12 protein-coding genes and 1 pseudogene are annotated in these 12,501 nt (G+C 68.0%); 4 read left to right on the top strand and 9 right to left on the bottom strand.

Translation table 11 applies throughout. The features are described 5' to 3' along the window. A partial coding sequence (gene leuS, locus ACRDSQ_RS01780) for a leucine--tRNA ligase (protein ID WP_431418165.1) occupies window positions 1-1,840 on the top strand: 1,840 nt, incomplete at its 5' end. Between the two features lie 15 nt (window positions 1,841-1,855). Here leuS and ACRDSQ_RS01775 read toward each other — a convergent pair. Further along, window positions 1,856-2,575 (bottom strand): TetR/AcrR family transcriptional regulator, encoded by a 720-nt coding sequence (locus ACRDSQ_RS01775; RefSeq protein WP_431418163.1) that lies wholly within the window; start codon window positions 2,573-2,575, stop codon window positions 1,856-1,858. Between the two features lie 68 nt (window positions 2,576-2,643). On the opposite strand from ACRDSQ_RS01775, the gene ACRDSQ_RS01770 reads away from it, so the two are divergent. Continuing rightward, window positions 2,644-4,389 (top strand): MMPL family transporter, encoded by a 1,746-nt coding sequence (locus tag ACRDSQ_RS01770; RefSeq protein WP_431418161.1) that lies wholly within the window; start codon window positions 2,644-2,646, stop codon window positions 4,387-4,389. A 237-nt stretch (window positions 4,390-4,626) separates the two neighbouring features. Beyond that, the gene (locus ACRDSQ_RS01765; RefSeq protein WP_431418159.1) at window positions 4,627-5,436 is read left to right on the top strand and encodes a ribokinase; all 810 of its coding nucleotides are present in this window, start codon (window positions 4,627-4,629) and stop codon (window positions 5,434-5,436) included. An 83-nt stretch (window positions 5,437-5,519) separates the two neighbouring features. Here the strand turns inward: ACRDSQ_RS01765 and ACRDSQ_RS01760 are convergent, their stop codons facing one another. Next, window positions 5,520-5,774, bottom strand: a complete 255-nt coding sequence (locus tag ACRDSQ_RS01760) for a hypothetical protein (protein ID WP_431418157.1) — start codon at window positions 5,772-5,774, stop codon at window positions 5,520-5,522. Further along, window positions 5,726-5,911, bottom strand: a complete 186-nt coding sequence (locus ACRDSQ_RS01755; protein WP_431418155.1) for a hypothetical protein — start codon at window positions 5,909-5,911, stop codon at window positions 5,726-5,728. Before ACRDSQ_RS01755 ends, ACRDSQ_RS01760 begins: the two co-directional genes overlap by 49 nt. A 69-nt stretch (window positions 5,912-5,980) precedes the next feature. Here ACRDSQ_RS01755 and ACRDSQ_RS01750 point away from each other — a divergent pair. Beyond that, a pseudogene (locus tag ACRDSQ_RS01750) lies at window positions 5,981-7,195 on the top strand (ISAzo13 family transposase); the annotation flags it as partial. 41 nt (window positions 7,196-7,236) lie between these two features. Here ACRDSQ_RS01750 and ACRDSQ_RS01745 read toward each other — a convergent pair. The 6 genes from ACRDSQ_RS01745 to ACRDSQ_RS01720 form a co-directional block, all read right to left on the bottom strand. Continuing rightward, window positions 7,237-8,511, bottom strand: a complete 1,275-nt coding sequence (locus ACRDSQ_RS01745) for an ATP-binding protein (protein WP_431418153.1) — start codon at window positions 8,509-8,511, stop codon at window positions 7,237-7,239. A 153-nt stretch (window positions 8,512-8,664) separates the two neighbouring features. Continuing rightward, window positions 8,665-9,492 (bottom strand): lytic transglycosylase domain-containing protein, encoded by an 828-nt coding sequence (locus tag ACRDSQ_RS01740; protein ID WP_431418151.1) that lies wholly within the window; start codon window positions 9,490-9,492, stop codon window positions 8,665-8,667. 104 nt (window positions 9,493-9,596) lie between these two features. Further along, on the bottom strand, window positions 9,597-10,085 hold the full coding sequence (locus ACRDSQ_RS01735) for a transcriptional regulator (protein ID WP_091374757.1): 489 nt from the start codon (window positions 10,083-10,085) through the stop codon (window positions 9,597-9,599). A 224-nt stretch (window positions 10,086-10,309) separates the two neighbouring features. After that, window positions 10,310-10,471 (bottom strand): hypothetical protein, encoded by a 162-nt coding sequence (locus ACRDSQ_RS01730; protein WP_166658057.1) that lies wholly within the window; start codon window positions 10,469-10,471, stop codon window positions 10,310-10,312. A gap of 326 nt (window positions 10,472-10,797) precedes the next feature. Further along, window positions 10,798-11,934 carry a CaiB/BaiF CoA transferase family protein gene (locus tag ACRDSQ_RS01725; RefSeq protein ID WP_431418149.1) on the bottom strand — a complete coding sequence of 379 codons (1,137 nt, stop codon included), beginning with the start codon at window positions 11,932-11,934 and terminating at the stop codon, window positions 10,798-10,800. Window positions 11,935-11,973: 39 nt separating this feature from the next. Further along, window positions 11,974-12,501: acyl-CoA dehydrogenase family protein (locus ACRDSQ_RS01720; protein WP_431418147.1), on the bottom strand; the 528-nt coding region annotated here is incomplete at its 5' end.

The raw sequence follows: 12,501 nt of genomic DNA, 5'->3' as shown, positions 1-12,501 counted from the left end.
CTTCACGACCCGTCCGGACACGCTGTTCGGCGCGACCTACATGGTCCTGGCACCGGAACACGAGCTGGTGGACCAGATTGCGACGCCCGATCGCGTGGCAGACATCGCCGCGTACCGGCGCGCCGCGTCCCTGAAGTCCGAACTGGACCGTCAGGAGAACAAGGACAAAACCGGCGTCTTCATCGGGGCGTATGCGACAAACCCGGCGAACGGCAAGGAAATCCCCGTCTACATCGCCGACTACGTGCTGATGGGCTACGGCACCGGCGCGATCATGGCCGTCCCCGGCCAGGACCAGCGCGACTGGGACTTCGCCACCAACTTCGACCTGCCGATCATCCGGACCGTCCAGCCCGCCGAGGGCTTCGACGGCGAGGCGTTCACCGGTGAGGGCCCGGCGATCAACAGCGGTTTCCTGGACGGGCTGGAGATCGACGAGGCCAAGTCGACGATCATCGCGTGGCTGGAGGAGCACGGCCGCGGCCGCGGCACCATCCAGTACAAGCTTCGCGACTGGCTGTTCTCGCGGCAGCGCTACTGGGGCGAGCCGTTCCCGATCGTCTACGACGAGGACGGCCAGCCGATCGCGCTGCCCGAGTCGATGCTGCCGATCGAGCTGCCCGAGGTCGAGGACTACTCGCCCAAGACGTTCGACCCGATGGACGCCGACACCGAGCCGTCGCCGCCGCTGTCGCGCGCGAACGAGTGGGTCGAGGTCGAGCTGGACCTGGGCGAGGGCAAGAAGAAGTACCGCCGCGACACCAACACCATGCCCAACTGGGCGGGTTCGTGCTGGTACCAGCTGCGCTACGTCGACCCGACGGACAGCGAGCGGTTCTGCGAGCCGGAGAACGAGCAGTACTGGCTGGGCCCGCAGAGCGATGGAGATCCAGGCGGTGTCGACCTGTACATCGGCGGCGTCGAGCACGCGGTGCTGCACCTGCTGTACTCGCGCTTCTGGCAGAAGGTCCTGTTCGACCTGGGCCACGTCAGCGCCGAGGAGCCGTACCGGCGCCTGTTCAACCAGGGCATGATCCAGGCCTACGCCTACGTCGACGAGCGCCTTGTGTACGTCGACGCCTCCCAGGTCGTCGAGCGCGGCGGCAAGTACTTCTTCGGTGACCAAGAGGTCAAGCAGGAGTACGGGAAAATGGGCAAGAGCCTGCGCAACGTGGTCACGCCGGACGAGATGTGCGACAACTACGGCGCCGACACGTTCCGCATGTACGAGATGTCGATGGGTCCGATGGACGTCTCCCGCCCGTGGGCGACCAAGGACGTCGTCGGCGCGCAGCGGTTCCTGCAGCGGCTGTGGCGCAACATCGTCGACGAGGAGACGGGCGAGGTCCGGGTCACCGACACCGAGCCCGACGAAGCCACCCTGCGCGCGCTGCACAAGGCCATCGCGGGCGTGCACGAGGACTACTCGAACCTGCGCTACAACACCGCGGGCGCGAAGCTGATCGAGCTGAACAACCACCTGACCAAGAACTTCACCGAAGGCTGCCCGCGGGTGGTGGCCGAGGCGATCGTCCAGATGCTGGCGCCGCTGTGCCCGCACGTGGCCGAGGAGCTGTGGTCGAAGCTGGGCGGCGCCGAGTCGCTGGCGCACGGCCCGTTCCCGACCGCCGACGAGCGCTACCTGGTCGAGGACACCGTCGAATACCCGATCCAGGTCAACGGCAAGGTGCGCGGCCGGATCACCGTGGCCGCGGACGCGAGCCAGGACGAGGTGAAGGCCGCGGCGCTGGCGGAGGAGAAGGTGGCGGCCCTGGTCGCGGGTGGAACCCCGCGCAAGGTCATCATGGTGCCGGGGCGTCTGGTCAACATCGTTCTGTAGCGGGGATCGGGGCTGTCACGCGGACAGCCCCACCTCGCGAACCAGGTCGGCGAGCATCGACTCGAAGATGGGTTCGACATCGGTCACCGGGAACGGGAACTGCCCGAACACCTCCAGTGCCACCTGGCCGTAGAGCCGCACCCAGAACCTCAGCATCACGTACGCCGTCGCGACGCCGAGCCGACTGTCCGCAATGGACACTCCGGTGGCGGCCATGCTGTCCAGCAGGTCCGACCGGAACGTCGTCAGGTCCTCGACCAGCGCCGACGGGATGTCCTGCTCCGGCGGGGCGATCAGTTCCCCGGCCGCGAGGATCCGGCCCGCCACACCGAGGAAGATCCGCCCGAACGAGTCCCGGACCGGGTCCTTCCTCGGGTTGTGCGGCGGCGTGGCGAACACGAGGGTGAACTCCTGCGGGTGCGCCAGCGCCCACCGCCGGAAGCCGCGGCACACGGCGAGCACCTGGGCGAGGTGGTCCGACTCGGCGACATCGGCCAGGTCTCGGTCCAGGTCGCTGCCCAGGTCCGCGCAGACGTCGGCGCGGAGGTGTTCGATCAGGTCTTCGCGCGAGGCGTAGTACCGGTAGAGCGCGGGCGCGGTGATCCCGAGTTCCCGTGCGATCGCGCGCAGCGTCACCGCCTGCGGGCCGTCGCTGATCAGCAGCGCGCGGGCCTGCCGGCGGATGTCGCGATCGGTGTCGGCGCGGGCGCGGTCCCGACGAGTCCCCTGCGTCATGTGGTCTCCGCGATGTTGTGAACAGCGTTCACGGACTGTAGCGTCCTGCTCCGTTGAGGGGACAGGGTTTGCTCGCATCGTGGGGTTCGTTCACGCACCGCAGACGGTGGGCGGTCCTGGTCGTCACACTGCTCGTGACGATCGGCGCGGGAGTGTGGGGCCTCGGTGTCTTCGACAAGCTGACCCAGGGCGGCTACGAGGACCCGGCCAGCGAATCCATGCGGGTCAAGGAGATCGTCACCGGGACCTTCGGGCAGCGCCCGCCTGACGTCGTGGTCGTCTACACGGCACCCGACGGCAAGACCGTCGACGACCCGGCCCTCGCCGCCCAGGTCACCACCGCTTTGCGCGCCCTGCCCACGGACAAGGTTGTCGGCGTCGCCGACTACTGGAGCACCGGTCTGCCCGCGCTGGCGGGCGCTGGGAAGACCATGGCCATGGCGACGATCACCCTCGCCGGGGCCGACAAGGACGACCGCCGCACCGCGTATGAGTCCGTGCGGGACCTGCTGCCGGTGCCGGGGGTGCGCACCCAGATCGGCGGCACGGTGCCGACCGAGCAGGCGATGAACGAGCGGTCCGCGGCCGACCTGACCGTCGCGGAGGCGGTGTCACTGCCGGTGACCCTGGTCCTGCTCGTGCTGATCTTCGGCAGCGTGCTCGCCGCGTCCATGCCGGTGCTTGTCGGCTGCCTGTCGATCTTCGGGTCGCTGGGTGTGCTGCGGGCGCTGAGCTTCGGGCTGGAGGTCAACTCGTTCGCCCTGAACGTGGCGATCCTGCTGGGTTTGGGCATGGCGATCGACTACGGCCTGTTCGCGCTCGCCCTGCCGCTCGGTGGGCTCACTTTCGGCGGTGCCGACGAGAAGCAGCTTCCGCCGGACGACGCGAGCCGGATCACCGTGGAGACCATCGCGGCGAACTTCCCGGCGGCGAGCACCAACCAGGCGACGCTTGTCGTGCGGGCCGCGAACCCCGGGTCCGTCGCGCTGCTCGTCGACGACCTGAAGCGCGTGCCAGGCGTGCTGGACGCGGTGCCGACCGGGGCCAAGGACGACATCGTGCTGCTCACCGTGCCGCTGGCGGGCGAAGCGAACTCCGACGCGGCCGCCTCGGTCATCCGTGCGCTGCGGGCGGTGCCCACTGACGCGGAAGCCCTGGTCGGCGGCTACCCGGCCGAGGTCGCCGACACCATCGAGGCGATCTCCGAGCGGATCCCGTGGATGATCGCCATCCTCATCGCGGCGACGCTGGTGCTGATGTTCCTCGCCTTCGGCTCCGTGCTGCTGCCGGTCAAGGCGGTACTGATGAGTGCGCTGAGCCTGTCGGCGACGTTCGGGATCCTGGTGTTCGTCTTCCAGGACGGCCACGGCGCCGGGTTGCTCGGGGTGACCCCGCAGCCGGTGCAGGCCGGTCTGATGGTGCTGATCGTCGCGATGGTGTTCGGCTTGTCGACCGACTACGAGACGTTTCTGCTCTCGCGCATGGTGGAAGCCAGGCACAGCGGGCTCTCGACCCACGCGGCCGTGCACGCGGGGCTGCTGCGCACCGGGCGCATGATCACCGCCGCCGCACTGCTGCTCGTGGTCGTGACCGGCGCGTTCGGGCTGTCCGCGTTGGCCAGCATGCGGTTCCTGGGCGTCGGCATGATCATCGCCCTGGTGCTCGACGCGACGGTCGTGCGGATGCTCTTGGTGCCCGCGGTGATGCGGCTGCTGGGCGACGCCGCGTGTTGGGCGCCCGTAACATGGCGTGCCCTCCGGGCCCGCGGCTCGGTCGCTTTTGGGGTCACGACCGAGTTGGACCGCGACTGGTAGTCGCGTCACCGGTGACGATCGCTCGGGGGGCCACACGACCGGCACCGGTGACGCTGAGCCGGTCCTGGCCCCCGGGCCCTGACCGGCACCCGGGGCGAGCCCCGGGATTCACCGCCACGCACCCGCCGGATCGCCCGAGGAGCACGCAAATCAGCTGACACATTGTGGCACCGGAGATCCATTCCATAACTCAATCGTTCACACTTGCGCATGTTTTTCACGACTAAGCTTGATCGGATGGATGTCGTGGTGGTGGGTTCGGCCAACGCCGACCTCGTGGTGTTCGTGGCCCGCAGGCCATCGGCGGGCGAGACGGTGTTGGGCTCCGACACCCGTGTCCTGCCTGGTGGCAAGGGGGCCAACACCGCTGTCGCGGCGGCGCGCAACGGTGCGGCGGTATCGCTGATCGGGGCCGTCGGCGACGACCCCTATGGCGAATTCCTGCTGGATTCCCTTGGTGCGGCGGGTGTCGACACGATTCGAGTCCGAAAAGTCACAACGCCCACCGGGCTCGCGTTCATCACGGTGACCCCGGACGGGGAGAACTCGATCATCGTCTCGCCGGGGGCGAATTCCGTGCTCACCGAGGCCGATGTCGACCTGGGCGACGCCCGGGTCCTGGTGGCTTCGCTGGAAGTGCCGATCCAGGTTGTTGAGCACGCGGTCGCGCACGCGGCACGCTCCGGGGCGCGGGCCGTGGTGAACCTGTCGCCGGTCGCGGCGCTGTCACCCGAGACCCTGGCCGTGCTGGACCCGCTGATCGTCAACGAACACGAAGCCCGCGCGCTGCCTGGTTTCGACTGCTCCCGCTCAGTGGTCGTCACCCTTGGCGCGCGGGGAGCCGACGTGATCACCCCGGCGGGCACCCGCCGGATCCCGGCGCCCCAGGTCGACGCCGTGGACACGACCGGCGCGGGCGACGCCTTCACCGGCGCCCTCGCCGCCCACCTCGCCCGCGCCGCCGACCTGGTCGCCGCGACCGAACACGCCATCGCCTACGCAGCCCGCTCAGTAACCCACCCCGGCGCCCAACCCCCGACCGACTGAGCCGCGCCTCCCGCGACTCAGTCACCGGACCAAGGTGGCCGCGCGTCACGGTGCCAGGGGTGGGCCGCGCAACCGGCCGTCACCTAAGGGGACCGTGACGAGACTCGACCACGGTCACCCCAAGACCGCACCATCGGACGGTAGGTGACCAACACTAGGAATTTCGGGGAGGCGGACTGGTAATAGCTCTCGATCATCTGCATCGTCTCCAGAATCGTCAGCACCTCGCCGGGATCGGCGACGGTGTTCATCCGCTCGAGCAAGTGCTGGACCTGTGCCCGCAGGTCGTTCATCCGGCGGGCCTGGGAATCGAGGTGCGCGAACTGGTCGACGAGCACCGCCCGCAGCGCCTCCCGGTCGCCTTCGGCCAGGGTCGCCGCAACACCAGACCGATCTCGTCGTAGTGGTGCGGCGTCCGCACCGTCAGGCCGGTCGCCCCGGCCAACTCCCCGACTCCCCAGCGCTTCTCGCTCATGGGAATGACGCTAAGGGTTCGCGATGAAATAATCTCGTTTTGGCCGGTTTCAGGCGTTACGGTTGTGGTATGGCGGATCTGGCTGACTCGGTAGCGCGGCGGTACGCGGTGTTGCGACCGCATTTGACCGAATTCCAGCGGCGGTTGTGGCTGGGTGCGGAGGCCGCGGAGCTGGGGCCGAGCGGGGTCGCGATCGTGGCCGAGGCGACCGGGGTCGCGGCCGACACGGTGCGCCGAGGCCGCAAGGAAGCCGACGACGGGACCGATCCCGGCGCGGGTCGGTCCCGTCGGCCGGGTGGCGGTCGTAAGCGCGCCGAGGCCCATGACGAGGGTCTGGTCGAGTCGTTCGAATCGTTGATCGAGCCGGTGACCAGGGGTGATCCGATGTCGCCGTTGCGGTGGACGTCGAAATCGATTCGGGCCCTGACCCGGGCTTTGCGGGACAGGGGGCATCGGGTCAGCGATATCGTGACCCGGCGGTTGCTCAAGGAGGGTGGCTACAGCCTGCAGGCCAACGCCAAGACCATCGAGGGCGGCCAACACGCCGATCGCGATGCCCAGTTCGAGTATCTCAACGACCGGGCCAAAGAACACCTGGCGACCGGCGATCCGGTCATCAGCGTCGACACCAAGAAGAAGGAGCTGGTCGGGCCCTACAAGAACAATGGGCGGGAGTGGCGCCGGTCCGGGGAACCGGAGCGGGTCAAGGTCCACGATTTCATCGATCCCGTCCTCGGCAAGGCCAACCCGTACGGGGTCTACGACGTCGGCTCCAACACCGGCTGGGTGTCGGTGGGCACCGATCACGACACCGCCGAATTCGCGGTGAACACCATCGGAAACTGGTGGCAGTACGCCGGGAATGCCTTGTACCCGAACGCATCCCGCCTGTTGATCAGCGCCGATGGGGGTGGCTCGAATGGATACCGCACCCGACTGTGGAAGACCGAACTCGCCAAACTCGCCGCCACCACCGGCCTGACCATCACGGTGTGCCACCTGCCGCCGGGCACCAGCAAGTGGAACAAGATCGAACATCGACTGTTCTCGCACATCTCGATGAACTGGCGTGGCAGGCCACTGACCAGCCACGAAGTGATCGTCGAGACCATTGGCGCGACCACCACCAGCACCGGACTCACCGTTCATGCCGAACTTGACCGGGCTACCTACCCAACCGGTGTGAAGATCCCCGACAAGGAGATGAAAGCCCTTGAAACCAACCAGATCCTGACCCGCCACGACTTCCACGGCGAATGGAACTACACCCTCAACCCCGAACCGCGACACGTCGACGATCAACGAGATTGATTTATCGCGAGCCCTTACGGTCCGAGCAAGGCCGCCGGGATCACCGCGATGCCATCCGCCCGGCGGTAGGCGTCGGTACCGGTCGTGATGACAGCCGCATCCAACAAATCCTGGCCAAGTTGGTCGCGAAGCCAGTGAAGGTGAACGAGGTCGCGGTCATCCACTGTGGCGCTGAGCTTGACCTCGATCGCGACAACCTTGTGGTCGCCCCGCTGGATGATGAAGTCCACCTCGTGGCGGCCATCCCTCGTCCGCAAGTGGTGCAGTGTCGCCTCGTTGGCTTGGGCGTAGACGCGAAGGTTCAGTGCGACAAGGGATTCGAACAGCGCACCCAGGAGAGTGCCATCGCGCGGAATCCGCGGTCCGGGCGTGTCGCCGGAGAGCAGCGAGTCCTCGGTGACACCAAGGAGACGAGCGGCCAGAGCGGGGTCGGCCAACTGATGCTTGGGAACTTGAGCGAGTCGGGTGAACGGACTGCGGCTGGGTAGCCATCCAGGCACCGGGTCGAGCAACCACAGCTGAGTCAGGACATCCCGATATCCGATAGTCGTGGTCTTGGCGGGCTTCTCGCTGTCACCAGGAGTCGCGGCATCCAAGATCGCACTGTACGACGCCGTGGTGGACGTGGCCGCAGCATAGGCGGTCAACCACGCCAGCAAGGTCGCCGGACGGCGAACGAGATGGCCCTGTTCAGGGAAGTCATGCTCGACTATCCGCGCCAGGTAACCGTCGAGCTGCGCCCGGCGCGCCCGTGGGGGCGCATCGTGGATTGCCGGGAATCCCGATCGCAGGATCTCATCTGTGTAGTGCGGCAGAGCGATCGACGTCGCACCCTCGACGGGCGCACCCTTGCCCGACAACAAGTCACTCAGCCCCACCGATGGCGCTGCGATGCCGCGTTCCATCAGCGTCATCGGGCGCATCCGAACACGCACGATCCGTCCTGCGCCAGAATGGGTCGGCGCGGTCACGGGGGTCGCGCTCCCGGTCAGCAGGAACCGGCCAGGACTCGGATCTCGATCAACGCTTCGACGCACCAAGTCCCACACGAGGGGATAGCGCTGCCACTCGTCGACCAAGACTGGGTTGTCGGCTCGGTCCAATCGGCCAGGATCGGCGGCCAACAACTCACGGGCAGCGGGATCATCAAGTGCGAACGTCGTGCCCGCGCGACGTTGAGCGGTCGCGGTCTTCCCCACACCCTTCGGGCCTTCCAACGCAATCGCGGGCAGGCCGGGAACAAGTTCGTCCAGCTCCGTGTCAACAACACGGGCGACATAGCCTTTCACCAGGCTAAACTACCATTAGCACATGTTCTACGCTACCAATAGCACACGGCTTACGCTACCAATGGTGCACACATCTAGCCGCCAACCCGGGGACGCCGACACACAGGCGACACGAGCGGACCGGGTGACACCCGACCCGGATTGGCTACGCGCCTACTGGGCGGCGGTGCGGGCGTAGCCGTCGGCCAGGCCGAAGACCTTCTGCCCGTACGGCACCGAGTTGTTGTACGAGAACACGCCCGCCCACCAGCCCGCGGCACTGCCCAGGTCGCGGCCGTTGGCGCACAGGTAGCGGCCCGCGGCCAGGGCGGCGTCGTCGATCTGCTGGGGATCGCCGCGGCCGTCGAGGTTCGCGTCGGAGGCCCAGCGCTTCCAGGTCGACGGGATGAACTGCATCGGGCCGACCGCGCGGTCGACCTGGTTGTCGCCGTCGAACATGCCGCCGTCGGTGTCGGAGATGGCCTTCACACCCGGCGACCCGTCGAGGGGAACCCCGATGATCGGCTTGGACGGGCGGCCGTCCTCGCCTAGGGTGGCGCCGCCGTAGCGGCCGTGGTTGGACTCGATGCGGCCGATCCCCGCGAGCGTGGCCCACGACAGGCGACACTTCGGGGTGGTCGACCGCACGACCAGCTCAGCATTGCCGTAGGCCATCAGCGCCCGCGCGGGGACGCCCGTAGGACCCGCCAGCTTCTCCGCCCACGTCCGCAACACGTCAGCCCCGCCCGCGCCCGCCTGTGGCCGCGGTGGCGGCTGCTGAGCCACACCCGCGTCCGTGCCCGCCGGGACCACCGACCCCGGCTCGACCGGGGCCGCCTGGACCTCCAGCGCGGGAATCTCGACCGGCATGGCCTGCGGCGTCGCCGCGACGCGGACCAACCAGACGACACCGACGCCGACCACCATGACCAGGACCACGACGAGCAGCCTGACCAGGATGCCCGCACCGCGCCGGGTCACCGGGGTATTCGTGTCCGCCACCGTGCTCCAGCCTGGGTCGCCAATGCCGCCACTGCATCAACGACCAGGGCACTTCGGCGTTACGCGAAGTGGCCGGAGCCACCCAGGGAAACTCGCGAATCAGCTCAGGCCGCGCCGTCACGACGCTGTCGCTGCAGCCTAGCCACACACCACGCGGGGGCGCTCCCGCGACGCAGGTGTTCCAACACGGTCAGGGGACCGAGCCGCCTGCGCAGATCCGAGGGCGCGAGGCCCGCGGCACGGTAGTCGAGGGCGCGCTGGTCCAACGGGCTCATGCCCGCGTCCCACCACTCCTCGGCCTCCGCCACGCCGCCGACCATCTGCCACCAGCCCGCCGCGGCGGAGAGCAGCTCCTCCGGGACCCCGGGCAGACGCTTGCGCATCGCGACGAGGTAGCGGGGGTCGGTGCTTTCCACTTGGGACCAGCGGGACGCTCCCGCCCGAGCCCGCTGACCGGGAATACCCGGCGCGGCTACGGGCGCGTCCGCCATCCATTCCGACGCGATGCGGTGGGCTTCCACCGCGTCCGCGTCATGCGAGCGCTCTGCGGTCCACTGGCGGACCAAGGCGTCGACCCCGGGGTCGTCGAGCATTCTGCCTCCTGGAGGTCTCATGATCACTCGATGGCCCAAACCGTAGGGGGCTACACCGACAGATCGCCAGACCCAAACCAGGAGAACTTTCCCAACCTGGCCCTGAAACGCTGAGATCCACCCTTACGGTCCAATTTGGATCTTATCGAAACCAAGATCATCACAGAGGGTGATCGCGCCGCGAACAGACTTCTCCCAGAGTTCACGGGGAAGCCCGTTCGTTACTAGGCGAACAAGTTCTTGAGGAAGGTGATGATCGCTTCGGCACCGTCACGGAGCCAGCCGAACAGGTTCTGCACGGCCTCGGCGGCGGCCGTCGGCTGCGTGATGACGTAGAACAGGCTCAGGGCGACCACCACGAGGATCGCGGCTTTCTTCGCATCCATCGGTTCACTCCATCCGCTCTGTCCATGCCGGGGCCCAACGCGACCCCATCTGCCCATGATCCCCCAAGTTGGGGGGTTGACGGGCAACTTTCCGTCGTTTGGCGGCACGGTGGGTGAGAAATTCTCCTCACCCGACACTATCGCTGTCCGGCGATCACTCTAGAGGTCTAGTACGACACTCCAACGCGAGACACCCCCTGTCGCGTGGACACGAACAGGGCTCAAACCCGCGAACGGGCTGACGAGACCGGTTAGCCCAGGTCCCGCCAGCCCGCCGCGCCGTGCCTTCGGGTGAAAGCTGTAACTCGATAGAGGAGTGAAGCGGTTCAGGCGATGGTTCCCGCCGCCCGGAGCCGCTCGATCTCCTCGGCGGGCACACCCAACTCCGCCAGCACCGCGCCCGTGTCCGCCCGCGCATCGCTTGGCTGGGTGGGGATCGCGGGGACCGTGCGGCTGAATTTGGGGGCGGGCGCGGGCTGCGTGGCGCCGCCGATCTCGACGAACGTGCCGCGGGCGGCGTTGTGCGGGTGCGTGGGCGCCTCTTGCGGCGTCAGCACCGGCGACAGGCAGGCGTCCGTGCCCTCGGCGAGCTTGGCCCACTCGTCCCGGGTCCTGGTGCGCAGCGTCTCCTCCAGGAGGGTGCGCAGCGCGGGCCAGTTCTCGGGATTCATGTGGTCGGGCACGTCCTCCAGGCCCAGCACCTTCACCAGTTCGGCAAAGAACCGGCCCTCTATGGCACCGACGGCGACGAACTTGCCGTCCGCGGTCTCGTAGGTGTCGTAGAACGGCGCGCCGCCGTCGAGCAGGTTCTCGCCGCGCGGCTTGCTCCACAGGCCCAGGTTCTGCAGGCCGTGCAGGCTGGTGGTCAGCAGCGCCGCACCGTCCACCATGGACGCGTCCACCACCTGGCCGCGGCCGGACGACTGCCGCTCGACCAGCGCGGCGAGCACGCCCATGGCGAGCATCAGGCCGCCACCACCGAAGTCGCCGACCAGGTTGAGCGGCAGGGTGGGCTTGTGTCCCGCCTGCCCGATCGGCTCCAGGGCGCCCGCGATGGCGATGTAGTTGATGTCGTGCCCGGCCGCCTCGGCCAGCGGACCGTCCTGGCCCCATCCGGTGATCCGGCCATAGACCAGGCCGGGGTTGCGCTCGAGCAGGGCGTCCGGGCCCAGGCCCATCCGCTCGGCGACGCCCGGGCGGAAGCCCTCGACCAGCACGTCGGCCTCGTCGACCAGCTTCAGCACCAGGTCAAGGCCTTCCGGGGACTTGACGTCGACGCCGATCCACCGCCTGCCCCGGGTGAGCGGGTCGTTCGGGAAGGTGAGCACGTCGAAGCCCGGCTTGGCCCGGTCGACCCGGATCACGTCGGCGCCCAGATCGGCGAGCACGGTGCAGGCGAACGGCGCGGGCGCGAGGCCCGCGAGTTCGACGACCTTCAGACCAGCGAGGGGTCCGGTTCCCATTGACTGTCCTTTCCAGACTGATCGGTCGGCTGGGCCGGGTCAGATCGTGCGGGCGATGATTTCCTTCATGATCTCGTTCGTGCCGCCGTAGATCTTCTGCACGCGCTGGTCGGTCCACATGCGAGCGATGGCGTACTCGCTCATGTAGCCGTAGCCGCCGTGCAGCTGCAGGCACTCGTCGATGGCCGCCATCGCGCGGTCGCTGGTCCACCACTTGAGCATGGCCACGGTCGGGATGTCGAGCTCGCCCTTGAGGTGCTTGGCGATGCAGTCGTCGAGGAACACCCTGGCGATGCGCGCCTCGGTGGCGATCTCGGCGAGCTTGAACTTGGTGTTCTGGAAGCCGAAGACGGGCCTGCCGAAGGCGGAGCGGTCCTTGGTGTAGGTCAGTGTGGTCTGCAGCGCCAGCTCCATCGCGACCACCGACGTCACACCGATGATCAGGCGTTCCTGCGGCAGCTGCCGCATGAGCTGGACGAAGCCCTGACCCTCGGCGGCGCCCAGCAGGTTCGAGGCGGGCACGCGGACGTCGTCGAAGAACAGCTCGGCGGTGTCCTGACCCTTCAT

The organism is Actinokineospora sp., from assembly GCF_050699995.1.
In the GTDB taxonomy this organism is placed as follows: domain Bacteria; phylum Actinomycetota; class Actinomycetes; order Mycobacteriales; family Pseudonocardiaceae; genus Actinokineospora.
Note: the sequence above shows the minus strand (reverse complement) of the source record. Positions and strands in the feature narration are given on the sequence as shown.